We start from the raw sequence: 22,653 nt of genomic DNA on the forward strand, positions 1-22,653 counted from the left end.
TACTTTATTTTACATTTAGCAAGGGATAAACCTTAAACAGCTAATATATTTAAGGTTGTTTTTGCCATTTCATTTTATTATTGGTATCGCGTGAAGTGATAATGGTTTCATCACTACTTTGAATACCGCCAAGCTTGGCGAGCCGGTCATAAAGAACAACATTACAGGTTGCTGCTAAATTCATACACCCTATGGTTGGAATATAAACAACTTCATCGCACCATTTTAAAACGTCTTTTGGCACTGAACCATCCTCTGGGCCGAACACATAAAATGCGTTCTCAGGGTGGGTAAACTCAGGCAAGGGAGTGGCCCCTTCTATTAGCTCTATCACCACCACTTTAGCGCCTTGTGGTTTACTTGATGCTAAATTATCGGTAGCGGTTAATGGAATACGTTGCACTACATTTTTAGTATCGGTATGAAATTTCTGTGCGTTTAAATAACGGTTGCCAGTAAAAAAAACCTGCTGTGCGTCATAACAACCTGCGGCGCGTAATACGCCCCCCACGTTGGTCGGGCTTTTAGGATTAATTAAGCCAATACTTGCTTGTAATTTACTCATTAATTGCAATCCTTGGTTGGCCACTCGGCTATATACAAATCAAAATCTTCTAGCTTTACGTCACAGTCTTTTACGGTTTTATCTTTAACAGAAATGTTTAGCTCGTGCATTTTAGTTTTATCGCCGTTATTAAGTAACGGATGCCACGTTGCTAATCCACGTCCTTCGTGAAGTCGGCGATAGCTGCAGCTTTGCGGCATAAAGAAAATGTCTTTGAGGTTTTCTTTGGTAAGCTTAACGCAAGAAGGCACTAAGGTTTGGCGGGTTTCGTATTCACTACAACCACAGGTTGTGTTATCAAGGTATTGGCAAACAATATTGGTAAATATAAGTTGCTCACCTTCTCTTAGCTGATCGGTGGCGGTAAAGTCATCTTCGTCTTCGCTGTCAATAAAGGTGTTTAAACAACACTTTCCGCATCCGTCACAAATGGCTTCCCATTCTTGCTGGTTCATTTCATTGAGACTTTTGCTAAGCCAAAATTGGGTTTTTGCTAATTGTTGATCAAACATGGTGTTCTCGCGCCTTTTAAGAGCGCGCATTCTAACGTATTGCAGCAAAGCGCGCAAAGCCAATCCCTGTTCAAATAATGACTTTGCGCGATTATGTTACTGCTGAGATTTAACCCAACGTTTAATTTTTTGCTCTAAGATAGGCATAGGCAATGCGCCATCTATTAATATTTGCGTATGAAAGGCTTTAATATCAAATTGCTCACCTAACTGCTGGTGGGCGTAATCTCTGAGCTCTTTAATTTTAAACTCACCCAATTTGTACGATAATGCTTGCCCAGGCCATGCAATATAACGCTCAACCTCAGCAATAACATCGCTTTTTGCCATTGAAGAGTTTGCTAACATGTAGTCAATGCCTTGTTGACGTGTCCACCCTTTGGCATGAAAGCCTGTATCAAGCACTAAACGCATAGCTCTTAGCTGCTCATCGTTAAGACGCCCATACCACATATACGGGTCGGTAAATAAGCCAAGCTCTTTGCCAAGACTCTCTGCGTATAATGCCCAGCCCTCAGCAAACACCGTGTAGCCGCCAAATTTACGAAAATCGGGCAGGCTTTCCACTTCTTGTTGCAGTGCAATTTGAAAGTGATGACCAGGTGCTGCTTCATGAATAGACAGCGTTTCAAGTAAAAATTTAGGCTGCGCTTTTAAGTTGTAAGCATTAATGTAAAAGATACCCGGACGAGAACCATCTGGTGCAGGCCCAGCATAAGATGCCCCTGCTGCCGATTGCGCACGATACGCTTCTACTGCTTTAACAATGTAAGGGGCTTTAGGCTCAATATTAAACAAGCGCGGTAAACGCGCATCTATTTTTAGTTTAATATCTTCATAGGCAGCAATTAACTCATCAGCTGTTTTATAATAAAACTCATCTGAGTCACGTAAATGATCAAAAAACGATGCTAAATCACCTTTAAATCCCACGGTATTTTTAACCGTTTTCATTTCACTTAAAATTCGAGACACTTCACTTAAGCCAATGTCATGAATTTCATCTGCTGATAAACTCAACGTGGTGTTTTTCTTGATTTGATATTCGTACCACGCTTTACCATTAGGTAAATCAGCATAACCAACAGAATCGCGAGCATGAGGAATATAGTCGTTGAGTAAAAACTCACTCATACGCTGATAAGCGGGGACTAATTTATCTAAAATAAGCGTTTTATACTGCTCAGTGAGTTGCTGTTTTTGTGCATTAGAAAATGAGTCGGGCATGGCCTTTATTGGTGAATAAAATAATGAATCTTCTGCGTTAGTTACTACGTGCACTTTAAACTGAGGCAATAATTTTTTAGCCAATGGCATAGGCAATACCACGCCTTGTTTAACACCTTGCGCCATTGATTGTTCAACACTGGCTAACCATTTCACAAAACCATCAGCACGTTTAATAAATTGCTCATAGTCGGCAACAGTATTAAAGGGCTGTGCACTTTGCCCTGAACCAAATCCAGCAAAGGTATTATGTGCTCCCGACATTTGGTTAATCGGTAACAAATAATCTTTATATTGCATGCCCTCAAGCTTCAGGGCTAAATCTCGCGATAATACTTCAAAGTTAAGTAGCGCCTGCCCTGTTAATTGTGATTCATCGATTAGCGTTAAACGTTGTTGATATTTTTTATAAAAAGCAGTTTTTTTATCACGATTAGCCTGCGATATCACCGGCAAGAATTGATCATCGAATTCATGGCGACCGTTATAAGTGGCGCTTAAGGGATTAAAGGTTAATGACTCATCGTAGTACTGTGCAACGAGCACATCCAACTGTTGCTGTGCTGATAATTCGCTTATTACAGGCGCGACCGGCTGATTTGTGTTTAATTGTGAGCTGGTGCTCATACAACCACTTAAGGCAAACATAACGCTACTGGCAACCAGTGCTATTTTAATAACTTTCATAAAGATCCTTGTTAGTTTTTACCCGCCAATTATGCGGTTTTAAATGGCTTAAATAAAGCAATTACGGTGAGTGGGATTCGTCGCTAAATAATTTACTCAATAGCTAATGATTGCTACATTCAGGTAAATTTAAATAATTAAATAATTAAATAATAAAAATGATCAAAATAAAAAAACATTTACTAACTACATCAATCGCATTACTGAGCTTAACCAGCGCAAGTACACTGGCAACCACCTATATATCGGCCAAAGCTTTGCTTGATGTAAAAACTGGAGATCTAAAAGCTAATCCGTTAATCGCGATTGACGAGGGTGTAATAAGCCAAATCCAATTTAATAAACAGCCAACGCTTACCAGTAATGATGAACTGATTAACCTACCTGAACTCACCGTAATGCCGGGGTTGATGGATATGCATGTGCATTTAACCAGCGATCCAACCGTTTCGCGCAGTGAACGTATAGGCCAATCAGTACCGCGTATGGCTATTAAAGCCAGTTACTTTGCTAAAAAAACATTAGAAGCCGGCTTTACCACAGTGCGTAACCTAGGTGCAGAAGGCTTTAGTGTTATTGCGGTTCGCGACGGCATTAATGCAGGTGATATTATTGGCCCTCGCATCTGGGCTGCAGGCCCTTCTTTGGGGATTACTGGCGGACACTGTGACAATAATCGTTTGCCTCCAGAAATGAAATATACCGCCTCGGGGGTTGCTGATGGCCCATGGGCTGTTCGCATTAAAGTACGTGAAAATATTAAATATGGCGCTAATGCAATTAAATTATGTGCAACTGGTGGGGTATTTTCTAAAGGCACAAAGGTGGGCATACAACAATACGCATTTGAAGAAATGAAAGCCATTGTGGATGAAGCGCACATGCGAGAATTACCTGTTGCGGCTCACGCACACGGCACTAACGGCATTAAAACAGCCATTAAAGCCGGTGTAGACAGCGTAGAGCATGCTAGCTTTTTAGACGATGAAGCGATTGAGCTTGCTATAAAGCACGGTACTTGGCTCTCTATGGATATTTATAATACCGAGTATACACTGAGCTTTGGTGAGCAAAATGGGGTAGATGAAGAGAACCTAAATAAAGAACGCCTTGTTTCTAAAAAGCAAAGAGACAGCTTTAAACGCGCCGTTGAAGCTGGGGTTAACATGGTATTTGGTACAGATGCGGCTATTTATCCGCATGGTGATAATGCGAAACAGTTCTCGCGAATGGTTGAATTTGGTATGAGTGAATTACAAGCTATTCAAGCCGCGACCATTAATAGTGCTAAATTATTAAAGGCAGATTCACAACTGGGGCAAATTAAAACCGGTTTTGCTGCTGATATTATAGCGGTGAGTGCTAACCCACTTAAAAATATTTCTACACTAGAGCGTATTCCTTTTGTAATGAAAGCCGGTGTCGTTTACAAGCAGTAAACCCAAAACATCTTTATAAGGTTGAGCTTAGCTCAACCTTAACAATTTTTTAGCTAATGTAGCTAAACTGCCCATTTAATCATCAACACTTTTTTTAAATTCTCTCTTGGTAAAGCCAACTAGCGACTGCAATACCCCGTTAATATTTTTAAATGTGATTGTTTTTAAATCACATTGTATAACTATCAAGCAAACACACCCATTAAAGTAAAAAAGTTTGAACTTTTTATTTTATTTTAAAATGATAACCATTATCATTCACGCAAATTAACAAATGCGAATGGTTATCACTCTATGAAAAGGTTTCACTACTCACTACTCACACTCGCGTGCTTAAACGCGCACTTGGCATTGGCAAACGAGTCACAAGTTAATTCCGATATTGAACGTATTAGTGTTTACGAGCAACAAAACCGAGTGGTAATGAGCTCAGGTTTGGCCACTAAATCTGATATGTCACTAATGGAAACCCCTGCACCCGTGGTCATTGTTGATAAAGCGCTAATTGCATCGCAAGGTATTGATAGTTTACAAGAAGTGATCCGTAATGTAAGTGGTTTAACGCAAGCCGGTAACAACTATGGCATTGGTGATAATTTAGTAATTCGTGGTTTAGGTGCTAATTATACCTATGATGGCATGTACGGTGGTGCAGGATTAGGCAATACCTTTAATCCAACGCGTTCTTTAACCAATGTTGAATCAATTGAAGTATTAAAAGGCCCAGCAACTGGTTTATATGGCATGGGCAGTGCTGGTGGTGTGATTAACCTGATTGAAAAAAAGCCACAGTTTAACGAACAACATACCTTAGAAATGGATATTGGTCAGTGGGATAGTTATTCACTGGCACTCGATAGCACCAATGCAATAACAGACGACTTAGCTTATCGAGTCATGGCAAAAACCGCCTCTAGCGATGGCTTTCGTGATTTAAAAGAACAACGTGATGAAATTTATTCGTCTTTAAAATATGTACTAAATGATCAACATGCGTTTGTGTTATCGGGAGCCTATATCAAGGACGCCATTGCTGTGGATTCTATCGGCCACCCTATTCGTATTTTTAACAGTGAATCGGTCAACGGTTTAACTGCAGGTGAAGTATCAGGCGCCGATTTAGTGAATGACCCTACAGCAAGTGGCTTACAATTGAGTGAAGCACAACGAAATGAACTAGCTAACTCTTTGGCAAGCAATGATGGTTTAACACCCTTTAACTTTGGCACCAATGGCATAATATCACCGATGGCAAAGGATAACGAAGGTGAAGAGCTGCGTTTTAAATTAGCCCATAATTATTACATTAGTGATGATTTATTTGTTAATCAACAACTACAGTACCGTAATTACACCTCAAGTTTTGCCCGCCAAACAGGTGCTTACAACTACGTTTACTGGAAACGTAACGGCGTGATCAACCAAGACCCACGCGCACCGCTAGTTGTTGATGACGTGTTATACCCTTTTGCAGCCAGGCGCCAAGAGTACCGCCAAGTAGAAGCGGATGAAAAATCATGGCAATACTTTTTAGATTTACGTTATGACTTTATGCTCGGTAACATAGAAAACGAATTACTGGTTAATGCCAACTATGAAGACCGTGATATTCGTTTTAAACAATATTCTATTTACGATGCTGATAAAGTCATTAAAAACAAAGCCGGTGAAGTTATTTACCAAGGCGCACTGCCGTATATTTTTGATATGCGTCAGCCAAATTGGCCTACAGGTGAATTTAATGATTACGATCCGCTTAAAACCAGCGATTATAATAAAAAAGTACAAGCATGGGGTTTAGGCCTTCAGCATGTTGCCTACATTAACGATAAAATCACCACCCGTATTGGGATTGCTCATAATCGTATAAAACAAAGTTACGAGCATTTTGGTGTTGACCCACGTTATAGTCAAAGCCGCGCAAACCCAACGCCAGAGGCAAACACCTCAGATAGCGGTTTAACGTACAATTTAGGGGCTACTTATCAATTAAGCGCTGACATGGCTTTATTTTTAAATCACTCAAAAGGTCGTACTGCCTACAGTGTACTTGGCTCTGTTGCTGGTAATGAAGCCGATAGAGAAGACTCAGAATCTGTTAGTAACGATTTAGGATTTCGTTTTAAAGCGTTTGATGACCAATTACTGGCTTCAATTGTAGTATTTGAAAGTGCACGTACAAACCTAGAGTACGCCAACCCACTTTATGAAGCAGGCGTGTCTGCACCAAACGTAGTGGAGAGCTTCTTTGATGGTGAAGAACAAACCAAAGGTGTAGAAATTGACTTAAATGCGTATTTGAACGATCAATGGAAAGTTAACATCAACGGTGTTTATCAAGATGCTAGAGATAAAACTAACCCAAACAGCACAAGCTTTGATACTCGCCAAAAAGGGGTGCCTTATGTAACTGCTAGCTCATGGGTAACTTACTCTGCTGCGTTATTTGAATTACCTCACGCAGTAGATTTAAGCGCAGGCTTAACATTTGTTGATAAGCGCAGTACTAACTCAAGCTCGTTCGGTATTGATAACGGCTACGTCCCTGCTTATACCGTGTATGATGCTGCTGTTAGCTATAAAGCAGACAACTGGCAAATGCAATTAAACATTAATAACCTGTTTAATAAAAAATACTATACTAAAGCCATGTTTTTAGGCGGTATGCCAGGTGAAGAAAGAAATGCAAAGTTAAGCTTTAGTTATACGCTATAGCATACAGTGCGCACAAGCCAGGTTGGTTTGTGCGCACTATATTTTGGTATAGTTAGATTGTAACAACAATACGCCCGTTAATTTCACCTTTGAGCATGTCATCGAAAATTTCATTAATATCTTCGAGTTTTTTCTCTTCAATGATGGCTTTTACTTTACCTTGTGCGGCAAATTCAAGGCATTCTTGCAGGTCTTTACGTGTACCTACAATAGAACCTACTACTGAAACACCATTTAGCACAGTATCAAAAATTGGCAATGGCATATCTTCTGGTGGTAAGCCAACTAATACGCATTTGCCCCCACGGCGAACACTTTTATACGCTTGTTCAAACCCAGGTTTTGATACTGCGGTACAAACAACAGCGTGCGCCCCACCTACTTGCTCAAAAATAGCCTCACTTGGCACCACTTTTTTAAAATCAAGCGTAATATCAGCGCCTAACTCTTTAGCTAGGGCCATTTTTTCTTTGCCTGTATCTACAGCAATAACATTAAAGCCCATTGCTTTTGCATATTGCACCGCTAAGTGACCTAAACCGCCCACACCAACAATAGCAACCCATTGACCCGGTTTTGCATCTGATACTTTTAATGCTTTATACGTTGTTACGCCGGCACAGAATAACGGTGCAGCTTCAGCAAAGCCTAATCCTTCCGGTATTTTGATGATGTAATCACCATGTGCTAAACAATATTCTGCATAACCACCGTCAATTGAGTAACCGGTATTATGTTGCGATAAACACAGGGTTTCACGTCCATCTAAACAAAATTCACAATGGCCACAGGCGCTATACAACCAAGGTACTCCCACTCGGTCGCCCACTTCTAAATGTTTAATATTACTGCCTAGTTTTTCTATCACACCCACGCCTTCATGACCTGGTACCAATGGCATTTTTGGTTTTACCGGCCAATCACCATGACACGCATGTAAATCGGTGTGACATACACCACAAGCGGCTATTTTAACCAGCACATCGTTAGGACCTACCTCTGGGATTGGTAAATCGGTGATTTCTAACTTGCCTTTATATTCTGTATTTATTGCTGCTTTCATAGTCATTCCATCGTTTATAAAAAATTTATGCTATTCAACAAAGGCGTTAAACAACAATGTCATGTTGCATTCCCGCAACATAACCCACTATAAATGCTTAAATATTAATCTATATCAATCATTAGTCGTAAAACGTGGTTTTTTATCCAAGCTAAACGCTTGCCATACTTAACCAGCGTGCTAGCATAGATTTCATTTATTTTTGAAACTTGTAACAATGACATTATCAGAAAAAAACTTTGCCTTTGTAATGCATTGTGGCGAGATGGGCAGCCGCTGGGGATTTAATCGTACAATCGGCCAAATGTGCGGGTTACTTATTATTACCAAAGATCCAATGACGGCAAACCAAATCGCAGATGCGCTGAGTATTTCACGCGGTAACGTGAGTATGGGAATTAAAGAATTACAATCTTGGCAGCTGATCAAGGTAATGCATATCCCAGGAGATAGAAAAGAATACTATGCACCTGCGGGTGACATTTGGGATATGGCTAATCGCGTGTTTGAAGAACGTAAAAAGCGTGAAGTAGAACCTACGCTTAGCTTACTCAGAGATAATTTATTAGATGAAGCAAGTAACGACGATGAAATTTATGCACAAAAACAAATGGGCGAAATTCATAACTTACTTGAAACAGTGACTAAATGGTCGTCAGAGTTACAACGCTTAACCCCAGAGCAGCTCAACAAGTTAATGAAGCTAGGATCAGGCATTGGCAAAGTCATTGACCTTAAAGATAAAATATTCAAAAAAGAGCAGTAAACCATTAAAAAAGCCGCAATGAGCGGCTTTTTAGTTATTCGCTTTAGCTTAAATTTTTGGGTAAGCAATTCTATCTGACAAATAACCTACGCTGGTTGCAAAGTAGTATGAACGATTCCAGTGCATAAATACTTTGTAGTTATCGTATGCTAAATACATGCGTCCATTTATATCATCCGGCATCACCAGTGCTGCATCTACAGCAACCTTAGGTAAATCACTGCCATCAACACGACGAACACCTAATGCTTGCCAATCTGCTAAAGAGCGCTCTGATCTATCCCAGTACTCTAGCCATTGCTTTCGGGTTTTAGTACCGCGCTTTAATATATGCTGCTTATCAAAATCAGCGGGCAATTGTACCTGGCGACCCCAGGTTAAATTATCATTCCAACCCTCTTGCTTTAAGTAATTTGCAATTGAAGCAAACGCGTCTTCTTTGGTTGTCCAAATATCTTTGCGGCCATCGTTGTTGTAATCAACGGCGTAGGCATTAAACGAGGTTGGCATAAATTGGGTTTGACCCATAGCACCCGCCCATGAGCCTTTAAATTTATCAAGCGTGATATGACCCGACTTTAATATATCCAGTGCTGCCCACAATTGGCGTTTGTATAACGCTTCACGACGTCCATCAAATGCTAAAGTTACTAAGGATGAAATAACATTGTGGCCGCCTTGAATAGCGCCAAAATTGCTTTCTAAACCCCAAATAGCCACAATAAAACGCGCTTGAACACCAAAGTCTTTTGCTACCTTTTCTAAGACTTCTTGGTTTTCTTTATACAGTTTACGCGCACGATCTATTTTCCATTGCGGTACTCGTTTTGGTAAATACGTTTCCAGCGTTTCTTTTACTTCTGGCTGGTTTTTGTCTGCTGAAATGACTTTTTCTTTATAAGATGCAGTGGCAAATGCTTGCTCAATTAACTGAGTATCGTAGCCTTTTGCCATTGCCTCTTGCTTTAAATTAGTAAGATATTGTTGAAACTCAGCTTGTGTTTTTGCCATCACCGATGAGCTTAAACACACACCACACAATACAACCGCTAATTTTTTAATCACTATCTGCTCCATTTTGTTTTCTTAATTGACTTAGCAAGTTTTCCTCTGGTGGCGGAATTTGTAAATAATAGCCTTGGTCGCTAAGCGACTGTTTTAAAGTGTCTAAATCCGCTACGCCTAATTGAGTCCGCTTCGCTAAGTTAATGATCATCACGTACTGAGGTTGACCAAACATGGCCATTAAAGGTTCCGGAACTTTACTAAAATCGTCTCTTTTTTCAATAAATAAGAAAGTATCTGCTTTTTTCTTACTTTTATATACCGCAGTTAGCATTATGGCCCTATAAAATCTTGCTTAACAGTGCTACACACTATAACATGGCAATAATAATAAGTTATAAAAATTAGTGTGGAAACTGTAATAAAAGCCTTGTTCAGCCTAGGTTTATATAAAGTTACATGCTAACTAGACAATCCAGTTGAGCATCTATGTCGGACCAAATTTTTGAGCTAAAAGGCAACCTTTTTACGTTATCAGTTTTACATCTTTATAGTACTGATATTAACCTTTTAGCAGAACAACTGTATGTAAAAATTGCCCAAGCCCCAAAGTTCTTTGAGGGTGCCCCCATTGTCGTCAATTTAATTGAAGTAAAAAACAGCGCAATCGACTTTGTTCACTTAAAATCGCTTATTGAACGCATGAGCTTTAATGCTGTAGGTGTATGTAATGGTTCGGATGAACAGCATAAACAGGCAAAAGCCGCAGGGTTATCTGTTTTAAACTATTCACAAGACGTTAAGAGTGAACCCGCAAGAGTAGAGTCAAATACTTCGGTTGTAGAAAAAACCGTGTATTTACCAGCGCAAATTATTAATGGTGCGGTGCGCTCAGGCCAACAAGTTTACGCCAAAGACCGCGACTTGGTGGTGTTAGGCGCGGTAAGCCATGGCGCAGAAGTGATTGCCGATGGCAATGTACATATTTACGGAACCCTACGAGGGCGTGCAATTGCCGGCGCAAAAGGGCTCGAAAACGCATACATATTTTGTAATAAATTAGAAGCAGAACTCGTTTCAATCAATGGTAATTACTGGATCAGTGACTCACTGCAAGGTGAACACTGGGGTAACGCAGTTCAAATACAACAAAAAAATGAATCTTTAGAAATTTCAGCTTTGGTTAAAGGATAAATCTCATGGCAAAAATAATTGTCGTTACCTCGGGTAAAGGGGGTGTTGGTAAAACAACATCAAGCGCAGCAATTGGTACAGGCTTAGCATTAAAAGGCTACAAAACTGTTATCATCGATTTTGATATCGGCTTACGTAATTTAGACCTCATCATGGGTTGTGAACGTCGCGTAGTGTATGACTTTGTTAATGTGATCAATGGCGAAGCTAACCTTAATCAAGCACTCATAAAAGACAAACGTGTAGAAAAGTTATTTTTACTTCCTGCTTCACAAACTCGCGATAAAGACGCACTCACCCGTGATGGTGTTGAACGCGTATTGAACGAGTTAAAAGAAGACTTTGACTATATTGTTTGTGATTCTCCTGCAGGTATTGAAGCCGGAGCTATGATGGCGATGTACTTCGCTGATGAAGCTATAGTTACAACCAACCCTGAAGTCTCGTCAGTACGAGATTCGGATCGTATTCTAGGCATTTTACATAGTAAATCGAAACGTGCCGAAGAAGGATTAGAAAACATTAAAGAGCATTTGCTAATAACACGCTATAATCCAGATCGTGTATCAAAAGGTGAAATGCTATCTGTTGAAGATATCCAGGACATCCTAGCCATCGACTTACTAGGTGTCATTCCTGAATCTCAGGCAGTGCTTAGTGCATCAAACTCTGGACAACCGGTAATTCTTGATAGCGAATCAGACGCAGGTCAAGCTTATGCTGATGCGATCAGTCGTTTATTAGGCGAAACGGTTGAATTTAGATTTTTAGATGTAGAGAAAAAGGGTTTATTCAAACGGATATTTGGAGGTTAATGTGTCTTTACTTGACTACTTCCGCTCAGAAAAGAAAAACAGTGCGTCATTAGCAAAAGAGCGATTGCAGATCATTGTCGCGCACGAGCGTTCTCAGCGTGGAACACCAGATTACTTGCCACAATTAAAGCAAGATATTCTTGATGTCATTCGTAAGTACGTTAATGTAGGCGCCGATGCGGTTCAAGTTCAGTTTGATCAAAATGAAGACGATTTAGCGGTACTCGAGCTCAATGTCACATTACCTGACGAAGAAAAGAAATAATAAAAAAGGGCGCTAAGCGCCCTTTTTATTTTTTACATCAAGCTATTTAATACTCTAATTATCCCACTCTTTTAGCGCATCTTTAACAAAATCATATCGCCATGAGCTGAGTAAATCTGGTTTTATGTGTTTTTCTTTTTGCTGAGCAGTTAATTTCCAGTTCCAACTAATTAGCTGATTTATTTGCTTTTTAGAGGCCATAACGTCTTCTGGAATGTTATGCTCTTTAGCAACTTTAGTAATTTTTTGTTTGATCTCCTTCGCTACTTTTTTATAGGTAGGAAAATCAATTAACCGCTTTAATACTTGTGGGTGTTGCTCAGCTGGAATGGCTTTGGCCTGCTCAATACACTTTAAAATTTCAACCCCAGAACGATTCACTTCAATGGGTTCTACCCCAGGAATTTGTCTCAGAGCATTTAAACTTGAAGGGCCTCGTTTGGCAATTTCGGTCATATTGTGCTCTTTAAGCACAAAATTAAGCGCTAGATTTTTACGAATAGCTTTATTTCGACGCCATACTGCTAACTCTTTAAGTACCGCTAGTTCATGCGGCTTAAGTTGCCATGCATTTTTAATTTCTTTGTAAAGTAGCTCATCCGGAATTTGAAAAGCACGTTTATTGGCAACTAATTCACTTTCATTGATCACAATATCAAATAAATCAGCGGCTTTAATGCTATCTATAATTAACTCAAAACAAGGCAGCAGGTGATACGTATCAGCAGCAGCGTATTCAAGTTGCTTTTGGGTAAGGGGGCGTTGTAACCAATTAGTGCGCGATTCGCTTTTATCAATCTCAATATTCAATAATGTTTTCACCATTAAGGCAAAGCCCATACAGTTTCCCTCACCTAATAGCTGAAGTGCAAACTGGGTATCGAATAAAGGATAAGGAACAAATCCTGCGTACTTTTGAAAAACTTCAATATCTTCTGAGGGTGAATGGAGTACTTTTAGCACTTTAGGATCTTTAAGTATTTGCCAAAAATCAAACAAGGAAAGCTCGGCAAGCGGGTCAATAAGCGCTAAATGTTCGCCATCATAAACTTGAATAAGTGCAACTTCTGGATACAAAGTACGGCGGCGCATAAACTCGGTATCAATAGCAAGAATGGGTTTGTTTTTAATTTGTTCTACAAACGTATTAAGCTCATTTTGGGTTTGGATCAATTGGTAGTGCACTGAGTCTCCTACAATAAAAAAGCCGACTGATGTCGGCTTTTTTATAGTTGCTAATCTTTTAAGGCTCTTCTGAGAATTTTACCCACGTTAGTTTTGGGTAACTCATCCTTAAACTCAACGAGTTTAGGAACCTTGTAATTAGTTAAATTATCACGACAATGTTTTATTATATCTTTTTCAGTTAAAGAAGGGTCTTTTTTCACAACAAAAACTTTAACTTGTTCACCACTAATGTCATGAGGGATACCAACCGCGGCCACTTCAAGCACGCCTTCATGCATGGCAACCACTTCTTCTATTTCATTTGGGAAAACATTAAAGCCTGAAACAATAATCATGTCTTTTTTACGATCAACAATGTAGAAAAAACCTTCGTCATCGTAAGTGGCAATATCACCAGTTGCAAACCAGCCATCTTTCAAACATTCAGCCGTTGCATCAGGGCGATTATAGTAACCAAGCATTACTTGCGGACCTTTTACCCACAGTTCACCCGGCTCACCTTTAGCAGCTTCTTCACCGTTATCGAGCATTAATTTAATGTCAGTACTTGGCGCAGGTAGACCGATAGAGCCATTATAAGCTTCTAAATCATACGGGCTAATTGTGACTAAAGGAGAACATTCTGTCAGGCCATAGCCTTCCATTAGTTTGCTGTTAGTGACCTTTTGCCATTTTTCTGCAACAGGGCGTTGTACTGCCATGCCGCCGCCTAATGACATTTTAAGGTGACTAAAATCAAGCTCAGAGAAACCTGGGGTATTTAATAAGCCATTAAATAAAGTGTTCACCCCTGTAATAGCAGTAAATTTATGCTGACTAAGCTCTTTTACAAACCCAGGCATATCACGTGGATTAGTAATTAAAACGTTTAAGCCGCCGTATTTCATAAATGCTAAACAGTTCGCTGTTAATGCAAATATATGATAGAGCGGTAGCGCGGTAATAACCACTTCTCTACCACGCTCAAGCACGTTATCTAAACAACCAGATACTTGCTCAAGGTTACCCACCAAATTACCGTGGCTCAACATTGCCCCTTTAGAAACACCGGTTGTACCACCGGTGTATTGTAAAAATGCTAAATCGCTTAAGTTAACCTCTGGGCGCTTATAGCCATTTAGATCAGCTTTTAATAAATCACAAAAGTTAATCGTGTTAGGCAACGTATAGCTTGGTACCATTTTTTTGAAATGCTTAACAACAAAATTGACTAAATGCTTTTTAAGACCACCCATCATGTCACCAACCTGCGTAACCACAATGTGTTTAACGTCAGTATTAGGCAGTGCTTTTTCAAGCGTGACAGCGAAGTTAGCAAGAATAAATATTGCTGATGTTTCAGAATCTTTTAATTGGTGCTCTAGCTCACGAACGGTATATAGCGGATTAACGTTAACCACCACACACCCTGCGCGTAAAATACCTAATATAGCAATTGGGGTTTGCAACAAGTTAGGCATCATAACAGCGACTTTATCGCCCTTTTTTAATCCTAAATCGTTTTGAATATAAGCCGCAACACGTTTTGTTGCCGCGTCAATTTCGTTATATGACAATGTTTTACCCATATTAGTAAATGCAGGTAAATCTTTGTAATCATTAAAACTTTTTTCAAACACTTCGAGTAACGAGTTGTAGTGCTCAGGATCGATTGTTTCAGGCATACCTTCTGGGTAGCGCTTAAGCCAGATTTTTTCCACTCTTAGCCCCTGTTTATAATTATATTTTTATTAACCTTAATCTAAGTAAGGCACTTTCACAATTGAGCAAATACTCTAATCTAGAGATAATCCCACATTTATCGGTAATATACAATTAACATGCACTACTTTGCACCATAAATGCGTGAATGTGTTCAAAACATAGTCCACTACTTTGCATATGGCAATGATGCCCACCAGGCACATCTATTACACTCAAGTTATTGTAATATTTACTATACTTGTCTAGATTTTGTTTTACAAATGGATAACCTTGATCACCTAATATTAATTGGCATGGTGCAATTAATTCTTTTATTGCACCAATACATTGCGCTTCATCAAATCGAAAACCTGAGTGATTTTTAAGCTTAGGATCGCAAGTTAGCTCAAAACCACTGTGCATTTGTTTTATGTTTCTGTCCATCAGCAATGCAATTTGTTCATTATTTAAATCAGTTGTTTTTGCACGTGCTTGATAAATTTGCTGTTTTGATGTGTATACCCGTGATTTTTTTGTACTAAGCCTTGCTCGGTTTAGTATGGCATTTCTTAGCTGAGAACACACTTCATCGCTATCGGTAGTGACACAACCTATACCTTCAATAAAAGAAACAGATTTTACGTACTCACTAAAACAACTAGCAAACAGCCCTGCTACCATAGCCCCCATAGAATGACCAACTAAGTGTACCTTCTTTAACTTAAGCGCTGTGATTAATGCATACACATCATCCACATAATCAATAAAGTAGTAATGTGCCTGAGGGCTTCGCCAAGATGACAGTCCATGCCCTGCAAAATCAATGCAATACCATGTTTGCGAAGGCGCAGCACGACTCAGCATAGGCACGAAGCTAGCACAATTATCTAGCCAGCCATGCAGAGCGATAACGACGTCTTCACCGTCTCCAAATTTAATACCGTGTATATCTAGGTCATTAGCTTTTACCGAAAATGGTTGCAACGCAAACCTCAACTTTTTTATTTGGTTATGGCCATAACATACAAGAGTTAATACACAAATAATAGAACTGAACTAATAGAACACACACTTAAATTTCGAGATTTCATAACATATTCATTTATTTATCTTGCTATCGGTATACAATAATAGTCGCTATTAAAATAAGTACACTTAAAGGGTACACACAATGAAAAAACAGTTCGGCTTATTAGCGCTTTTATGTACAACAGGAGCATTCGCTCAAACAGCGCCTAAAAATGTTATTTATATGATTGGTGATGGCATGGGTCCCGCTTTCACTACCGCTTATCGATATTACAAAGATGACCCTACAACAAACGAAATAGAAACAACCGTTTTCGACACTATGTTAAAAGGCATGGCGCACACTTATCCTGATGACCATACTTATGTAACAGACAGCGCAGCAGGTGCAACTGCACTTAGCAGCGGCCATAAAAGTTATAATGGCGCAATCGCTGTCGATACGGCCAAAAAACCGGTTAAAACCATGCTAGAAATTGCAAAAGAGCAAGGAATGACAACAGCGTTAGTGGCTACATCACAAATTAACCATGCAACACCTGCAAGTTTTGCCGCGCATAATGAATCAAGAAGAAATTATGATGACATCGCAAACGACTACATTGACAATAAAATTGCTGGTAAATTACCGGTTGATTTAATGTTAGGCGGTGGTACTCAATATTTTATTCGTGATGACAGAAACTTAGTCGACGAATTTAAAAAAGCAGGCTATCAATACGGCGACGATATTAAAAACTTAGGTCAAATCACACAAATCCCTGCCATTGGTCTATACGCACCTAAGGGATTACCTTTTGCGCTAGATGAAAACCCAACGAGATTAAAACAGTTAACCTCTAAAGCGTTTGATTTGCTTGATGGGCAAAACGATAAAGGCTTTTTTGTGATGATTGAAGGCAGCCAAATTGACTGGTGTGGTCACGCAAATGACATTGCTTGCGCAATGGCTGAAATGGATGACTTTGCAAAATCAATCGAAACGGCAAAAGCCTATGTAGATAAAAACCCAGACACTATTTTAGTGATCACGGCTGATCACTCTACAGGCGGTTTAACCATTGGCGCGCATGGCCAATACAAATGGGAAACCGACATCATCAAAGGTGTTAAAGCCACTGCGGGTACATTAACCAAATTATTAATGGGATCAGATAACCTTAAAACGGTATGGCAGGCCAATACCCGTATTGAGTTTACAACTGAAAACGAAATTAAACTTAAGCAAGCTAAAGCCATGGGTGAAAAAACCCTTAATTTAGCGGTTAAAAGCATTATCAATGATTTAAGTTTCACTGGTTGGACAACGGGCGGACATACCGCTTCTGATGTGCAAGTATTTGCCTATGGTAAAAATAGCGATGACTTTATTGGTTCACAAAACAATACTGACATAGCTAAAAAACTGATTAGTTACATAGAACAGTAATCGCTGTTATGAAAATAAAAAGCCCGAATAATTTATTCGGGCTTTTTATTTGGCTATTAATTTTATAATTAAGCGTATATATCAACACCAATTAAGCTTTGAACTTCAGCTCTTCGCTCTAAATTAGCAAACTCAGTGTAAGTAGAAATTGCCTTACTGACTTGCGCACTCGGTTGATCGTAAATAGTTTGGCTATATTGGGCCTCTTTGGTGTTCGCTTTTACAAACTCTTTTGCAAGTTCGAGCCCTTCAGGACTGCTCTTAACATAATCTGTATTGGTTTTCTGTGGTATTGGCTGCTCTGATAGTCGTTCAGGCTTTGCCGTAACAACAGCATTAGAACGCACCTTAGCAGGGATATCACCAGTAAAAAAACCAGAGCTTATAGGCAGCGACATTACGCTTCTCCAACCAACAACATGCTTAAATTATGATTTAAAATAGCTCAATATGCAAACAATACAACTTAGCGTTATTCGCGGCCCGGTAATTTTTTCCATGTCACTGTGTCACGCACATACTTAGGCTGAGCATCACTGGCTTTTACGCCATTACCTGCAAGGTACTGTGCATCCACTAACGCTAACATGTATTGTGCATCGGGTAGCGTAATTTCAGGGTGTACACTCACATTTGTAAATGTAGTTAATGCATCGGGATAACTTTTAAATCCAGTCCCCACGCCGGTTGCTGTTTTGTTTGTGTCTATCAATGAAGCATCAAGCAGTTCTGGCTTAAAAACACATTCTTCACCTTGAAGTGTCATCAAATTATTATTAACTTGGTATTGAGCAAAGTATATTTCCCCCATACGCGCATCAATGCTTGAATAAACCACTTCATCGCCAAATTGTTCAAACGCTTGTTGCGCCATAACCGCTAAGGTAGAAACCCCCACTAGCGGTAAATTCGTTGAATACCCAAGCCCTTGTGCAATGGCCACACTAATACGCACACCCGTAAAGCTGCCTGGACCTTGGCCAAAGCCAATAACATCTAAATCTTTTAATTTACAATTGGCTTTATTAAGCAGCTCATCAATAAGTGGCAGAATTTTTTGGCTATGCTGCTGCGGACACTCTTCAAAATGATGAAATGTTTTACCCTGATAATGCAAAACAAGCGATAAAGCCTCAGTAGAAGCGTCTAGGGCGAGAATGTTACTTTTGATCATTTTTGTACTCAATTAATATGTTTTAAAAATGTATTTGCATCTTCTAAGCTACGTGTACGGCGCATTGGCGGTAAACTCTTTAAAAATACTTGTCCATATTGGCGTGTAACTAAACGATTATCGCAAATTACTAACACACCTTTATCTTTGTTATCACGAATTAAGCGACCTACGCCCTGCTTTAAGGCAATAACCGCTTGTGGTAACTGAATATGCGCAAAGGGATCTTTTCCTTGCATTTGGCAATCTTGCATTCTAGCCTGCAAAAGCGGATCATCGGGCGCTGCAAACGGCAGTTTGTCGATAATAACACAGCTTAAAGTACTGCCTCTTACATCAACCCCTTCCCAAAAGGACGCTGTACCGAGCAACACGGCATTACCATGACGGGTAAATTTTTCTAATATAATGCGTTTAGACATTTGCCCTTGCATGTAAACCGGATAGTCCATTTGTGTGGTTAAGCCCTCAGCCACCAAATGCATCATTCGGTAACTAGTAAATAGCACAAAACAACGCCCTTTTGCTGATTTTATGAGTTCGAGAGTTAACTTTACAATCGCATGCGGCATATTATCTGCGTGGGTTTCAGGTAAATAGCGCGGTAAGCACAATAGCGCCTGATTTTCATAATCAAACGGACTGTCTACCATCATACTTTGCTTTGGTTTTAACCCAAGGCTGGCATTAAAGTGAGTGAGTTCGTTGTCGACCGATAACGTGGCCGAGGTAAACACAAACCCTGCGCCAGACTCTTTCATCATCAAAGCAAATTTAGCCGATACATTCAGTGGCGTTATATTTATGGTTAAATAGCGACGCGTGGTTTCGTACCAATAACTAAAGCCTGTTTGGGCGGTGTCGAACACACGCTCTAACTGGCCTTTAAATGCCAGCACCCGCTCAAATGGGTGTTCAATTTTATCACTTCGTTCTAAGCAATGTTTTAAAACCTGATACACAAATTCTAAATCACTAATAACGCGGTGTAATGCAGAGCAAATAAGCTTATTACTGAGCTTTTCACGCCAATCACCGCGGCTACTATCCACACCAAACTGCAATCTTAAATCGGCGACACTGGTTTCCAGTTTATTCAAACTTTTGCCTAATTGCAGCATGTCAGGAATTTCAGCGCGGTAAATAGCGCGTAAATCATTAATTAAATCCACCAGCTTTTTAGTACTCATGGTTTCGCCAAAATAGTCGCTGGCAATTTCACTTAACTGGTGGGCTTCATCAAAAATATAAGCATCTGCGTTGGGCATTAGCTCTGCAAAGCCAGACTCTTTAACCGCCATATCGGCAAAAAATAGATGATGGTTAATTACGACAACGTCGGCATCCCCTGCTTTTAAACGCGCTTTACGAATGTAGCACTCTTGAAAGTCAGGGCACTCTTTACCTAAACAGTTATCTGCAGTCGAGCTGACATACGGCAACACTTTGGCATCTTCTTCAATACCAATACAGTCGGCTAAATCGCCCGTATGCGTTTCACTGGCAAATTTAGCAACCATAGCGAGCTGATGCATTACATCAGGGTCGTCTGTGGGTACGTGTGCAACATGTTGGGTAAGCCGATAAGTGCATAAATAATTGGCACGCCCTTTTAACAATGCCGTTTTTTTAGCCGCGCCTAAGGCTTTTACTAACACCGGTAAATCACGATGATACAGCTGTTCTTGCAGTGCTTTAGAACCGGTTGAAATTATTGTTTTGCCTTTAGATTTAAGGGCTGGTGCTAAATAAGCAAAGGTTTTACCTGTGCCAGTACCGGCCTCAACAACAAGCTGGGAACTTGTTTTTAATGCATCCTCAACAGCCACGGCCATATCAATTTGAGGTTGGCGTGGTGAGTATCCATCTATTGATAAAGCCAAAGGCCCGGTTGCACTAAACAGCTGTTTGATAATACCAATCACTTTATAAAAAATAATAGCGGGATTCTACGTAAGCTATTGATGAAGGGCAAGCCAAATAGCGTGAGAATTTGGCCTTTAAAGGGGCTTATGCCCCTGTTAATTACTGTGCAATTATAGTTAACTTAATGCCACTTGCATTACGATAGCCTTTAACATCTATATGCCATATACCTGCCTGGGGTGCAGAAATAGTGCAACTTTCTGTGTTGCCGTTTTTATATGGCCTACACACAAATTGTGTATTTGAAGATGGCGCACCGAAATTTAAATACAAATCAGCATCGCCGCTTCCGCCTGAAATAGCAACGTTCAGTGAGGCATAACCCGCGGCTAAACGTTGTTCAAAACGCTGCCAATCACCTGTATTTACGCTAATGTTATCTTCTACGCGATTGATTGGCTCTAAAGCGCCTGCTGGCTCAAAACTGCCTGCCAAAGAAACATTATTAATTGCGCTGTATGCCTCAACCATGACATAGTAAGTGCCTTCATTGCTGGTTGGAATGTCGCAACGCTCATTACTTGTGGCAGAGGTACTTTTACAGTCGTAATCAGTTAACGTGGGCGCCTGATTATATTTAACGTATAAATCGGCATCGCCATTATCACCTGAGGTTTCAAAGCTTAAATTTTGCGCTCCTTTTGGTGCGTTCAATGTATAGATAAGCTGCTCTTTAGCAGTGGCATTGATACCAGAAATTGGTTCACCATTGACTAACTCATTATTATTTGGCGGAGTAACATCACCGGCATTTTTTGCCAATTCAGCAACAAAGCTAACGGCTAAGTTAGCAAATTTAATTGCATGATCAGTGTCAAAATTACTGTCGTTTTGTGTATGTATCAGTGGGTTAATGTCATTCATTTTTGATTCGAATGGCATAGAGGCCGCAAACCCTTGTTGATACCACGAAGCATGATCGGAGCAACCATACCCACATTGATCAAAGCCATAACTAATTTGTGGTAAGTAGGTGTCTATCAGCTGGGCTAAAAACTGGTTTTGAGCATTGGTGGTGTAATCCGTCATCATAATAATATCTTCGATACTGCCGTTATTACCAGTCATGTCAAATTGCACCATGCCAACTACATTCTTACCCTGCGAACGATAGCTACTGGCTATAGCTTTAGACCCTTTTAACCCCACCTCCTCTGCTGCAAACGCCATTATTTGAATAGTTTTTTGCGGTTTATAATTTGTATCAACAATCGCTCTTAACGCTTCCGTTAACACTGCAATACCCGATGCATTATCATCCGCGCCAGGAGAGCGCCCTTGTGCTGGATTTGCTTGATTAATCGAGTCTAAATGCCCCCCAATAATAACAATTTCATCTGCATTTTCAGCACCTGCAATGGTTACAATCACTGATGATTGCGCCCAGCTATGCTGATAACTCTCAATGGTTATATCACTTCGAACGCTGGCAATTTGTTGCCAATAACTTTGCAGCCACTGTGAGGCATCAACGCCGGTTTGCGAAGTATAATAACGATTATTAAAACTAATGAGTGAATTTACAGTGCTTTGTAAATTAATTGGGCTTTGTGCACTAATTAAACTTTGTACTGTTTGCGCATTATCAATTGAATAATTAAAGGCTGATGTAGCTTGGCTATTTTGAACAACAGCTAATTGTTTTGCGTAATCATTCGCTTCTTCGAACGAACTATGCGCAACAAACCCACCACAACGGTTATAGTTCTGGTGCATAAACTCACTTAAATTGTTCACTGCGTCACGCGGTACACTGAGTAAATCAACGTCAGGTAAAATACTTGATTTTCTATGCGCAAATTGTATTTTTTGCAAAAATGTACCTTGTTCATGTTGATAATGCTGGGCTGCAGTTGAGTCAATGGTGACCCAAATATTGTCTGGATTTTCATTTGCTAAGCAATTAAAACTTAAGGTTAAAGTAGTAATAACTGCTAACTGTTTAAAGTAGTTCATAAATATTCCTTATCT

General features: G+C 39.8%; 20 protein-coding genes. 7 read left to right on the forward strand and 13 right to left on the reverse strand.

Features of this window, described 5'->3' with window-relative positions; genetic code table 11:
- Nucleotides 1–49 precede the first annotated feature (49 nt).
- The 3 genes from ABZP26_RS19625 to ABZP26_RS19635 form a co-directional block, all read right to left on the reverse strand.
- Nucleotides 50–565 (reverse strand): RNA methyltransferase, encoded by a 516-nt coding sequence (locus ABZP26_RS19625; protein WP_013463320.1) that lies wholly within the window; start codon nt 563–565, stop codon nt 50–52.
- Nucleotides 565–1,077, reverse strand: coding sequence for a YcgN family cysteine cluster protein (locus ABZP26_RS19630; RefSeq protein ID WP_013463319.1), 513 nt, complete (start codon nt 1,075–1,077; stop codon nt 565–567). The genes ABZP26_RS19625 and ABZP26_RS19630 overlap by 1 nt, the downstream gene beginning before the upstream one ends.
- A 96-nt stretch (nt 1,078–1,173) precedes the next feature.
- Nucleotides 1,174–2,991 (reverse strand): DUF885 family protein, encoded by a 1,818-nt coding sequence (locus tag ABZP26_RS19635; protein ID WP_058156048.1) that lies wholly within the window; start codon nt 2,989–2,991, stop codon nt 1,174–1,176.
- 167 nt (nt 2,992–3,158) lie between these two features.
- Between ABZP26_RS19635 and ABZP26_RS19640 the strand changes: the two genes are divergently transcribed.
- Together ABZP26_RS19640 and ABZP26_RS19645 are read left to right on the forward strand one after the other, a co-directional pair.
- Nucleotides 3,159–4,430, forward strand: coding sequence for an amidohydrolase family protein (locus tag ABZP26_RS19640; protein WP_024601324.1), 1,272 nt, complete (start codon nt 3,159–3,161; stop codon nt 4,428–4,430).
- Nucleotides 4,431–4,724: 294 nt separating this feature from the next.
- On the forward strand, nt 4,725–7,145 hold the full coding sequence (locus ABZP26_RS19645; RefSeq protein ID WP_368485733.1) for a TonB-dependent receptor: 2,421 nt from the start codon (nt 4,725–4,727) through the stop codon (nt 7,143–7,145).
- Nucleotides 7,146–7,197: 52 nt separating this feature from the next.
- Here the strand turns inward: ABZP26_RS19645 and adhP are convergent, their stop codons facing one another.
- On the reverse strand, nt 7,198–8,208 hold the full coding sequence (gene adhP, locus ABZP26_RS19650; RefSeq protein ID WP_368485734.1) for an alcohol dehydrogenase AdhP: 1,011 nt from the start codon (nt 8,206–8,208) through the stop codon (nt 7,198–7,200).
- A gap of 217 nt (nt 8,209–8,425) precedes the next feature.
- Between adhP and ABZP26_RS19655 the strand changes: the two genes are divergently transcribed.
- Complete coding sequence (locus ABZP26_RS19655; RefSeq protein ID WP_013463314.1) at nt 8,426–8,974, forward strand: GbsR/MarR family transcriptional regulator; 549 nt, start codon at nt 8,426–8,428, stop codon at nt 8,972–8,974.
- A 48-nt stretch (nt 8,975–9,022) separates the two neighbouring features.
- Here ABZP26_RS19655 and ABZP26_RS19660 read toward each other — a convergent pair whose 3' ends face one another.
- A complete protein-coding gene (locus tag ABZP26_RS19660; RefSeq protein WP_368485735.1) occupies nt 9,023–10,039 on the reverse strand; it encodes a lytic transglycosylase domain-containing protein in 1,017 nt (338 codons plus the stop codon).
- Nucleotides 10,032–10,313 (reverse strand): YcgL domain-containing protein, encoded by a 282-nt coding sequence (locus ABZP26_RS19665; RefSeq protein WP_013463311.1) that lies wholly within the window; start codon nt 10,311–10,313, stop codon nt 10,032–10,034. Before ABZP26_RS19665 ends, ABZP26_RS19660 begins: the two co-directional genes overlap by 8 nt.
- A 155-nt stretch (nt 10,314–10,468) precedes the next feature.
- Here ABZP26_RS19665 and minC point away from each other — a divergent pair, with 155 nt between their 5' ends.
- Genes minC through minE form a run of 3 tightly spaced genes read left to right on the forward strand, consistent with a single transcriptional unit; the run spans nt 10,469 to nt 12,253 of the window.
- Nucleotides 10,469–11,173 (forward strand): septum site-determining protein MinC, encoded by a 705-nt coding sequence (gene minC / locus ABZP26_RS19670; RefSeq protein ID WP_013463310.1) that lies wholly within the window; start codon nt 10,469–10,471, stop codon nt 11,171–11,173.
- Between the two features lie 5 nt (nt 11,174–11,178).
- Entirely contained in the window at nt 11,179–11,988 is an 810-nt protein-coding gene (gene minD, locus ABZP26_RS19675; RefSeq protein ID WP_013463309.1) for a septum site-determining protein MinD, read from the forward strand.
- Nucleotide 11,989: 1 nt separating this feature from the next.
- Nucleotides 11,990–12,253, forward strand: coding sequence for a cell division topological specificity factor MinE (minE, locus tag ABZP26_RS19680; RefSeq protein ID WP_008111532.1), 264 nt, complete (start codon nt 11,990–11,992; stop codon nt 12,251–12,253).
- 54 nt (nt 12,254–12,307) lie between these two features.
- Here minE and rnd read toward each other — a convergent pair whose 3' ends face one another.
- The 3 genes from rnd to ABZP26_RS19695 form a co-directional block, all read right to left on the reverse strand.
- Complete coding sequence (rnd, locus tag ABZP26_RS19685) at nt 12,308–13,438, reverse strand: ribonuclease D (protein ID WP_013463308.1); 1,131 nt, start codon at nt 13,436–13,438, stop codon at nt 12,308–12,310.
- Between the two features lie 50 nt (nt 13,439–13,488).
- The gene (fadD, locus tag ABZP26_RS19690) at nt 13,489–15,141 is read right to left on the reverse strand and encodes a long-chain-fatty-acid--CoA ligase FadD (protein WP_016900167.1); all 1,653 of its coding nucleotides are present in this window, start codon (nt 15,139–15,141) and stop codon (nt 13,489–13,491) included.
- Nucleotides 15,142–15,256: 115 nt separating this feature from the next.
- Complete coding sequence (locus tag ABZP26_RS19695) at nt 15,257–16,108, reverse strand: alpha/beta fold hydrolase (RefSeq protein WP_368485736.1); 852 nt, start codon at nt 16,106–16,108, stop codon at nt 15,257–15,259.
- Nucleotides 16,109–16,295: 187 nt separating this feature from the next.
- Between ABZP26_RS19695 and ABZP26_RS19700 the strand changes: the two genes are divergently transcribed.
- The gene (locus tag ABZP26_RS19700) at nt 16,296–17,582 is read left to right on the forward strand and encodes an alkaline phosphatase (RefSeq protein WP_368485737.1); all 1,287 of its coding nucleotides are present in this window, start codon (nt 16,296–16,298) and stop codon (nt 17,580–17,582) included.
- 68 nt (nt 17,583–17,650) lie between these two features.
- Here the strand turns inward: ABZP26_RS19700 and ABZP26_RS19705 are convergent, their stop codons facing one another.
- The 4 genes from ABZP26_RS19705 to ABZP26_RS19720 form a co-directional block, all read right to left on the reverse strand.
- On the reverse strand, nt 17,651–17,980 hold the full coding sequence (locus ABZP26_RS19705; RefSeq protein WP_368485738.1) for a hypothetical protein: 330 nt from the start codon (nt 17,978–17,980) through the stop codon (nt 17,651–17,653).
- A gap of 74 nt (nt 17,981–18,054) precedes the next feature.
- Entirely contained in the window at nt 18,055–18,756 is a 702-nt protein-coding gene (gene tsaB / locus ABZP26_RS19710; protein WP_368485739.1) for a tRNA (adenosine(37)-N6)-threonylcarbamoyltransferase complex dimerization subunit type 1 TsaB, read from the reverse strand.
- Nucleotides 18,757–18,764: 8 nt separating this feature from the next.
- A complete protein-coding gene (locus tag ABZP26_RS19715; protein WP_368485740.1) occupies nt 18,765–20,681 on the reverse strand; it encodes an ATP-dependent DNA helicase in 1,917 nt (638 codons plus the stop codon).
- 100 nt (nt 20,682–20,781) lie between these two features.
- Nucleotides 20,782–22,638, reverse strand: a complete 1,857-nt coding sequence (locus ABZP26_RS19720; RefSeq protein WP_368485741.1) for a M28 family metallopeptidase — start codon at nt 22,636–22,638, stop codon at nt 20,782–20,784.
- Nucleotides 22,639–22,653 lie beyond the last annotated feature (15 nt).

Source organism: Pseudoalteromonas sp. SD03 (assembly GCF_040937955.1).
Taxonomy (GTDB): domain Bacteria; phylum Pseudomonadota; class Gammaproteobacteria; order Enterobacterales; family Alteromonadaceae; genus Pseudoalteromonas; species Pseudoalteromonas tetraodonis.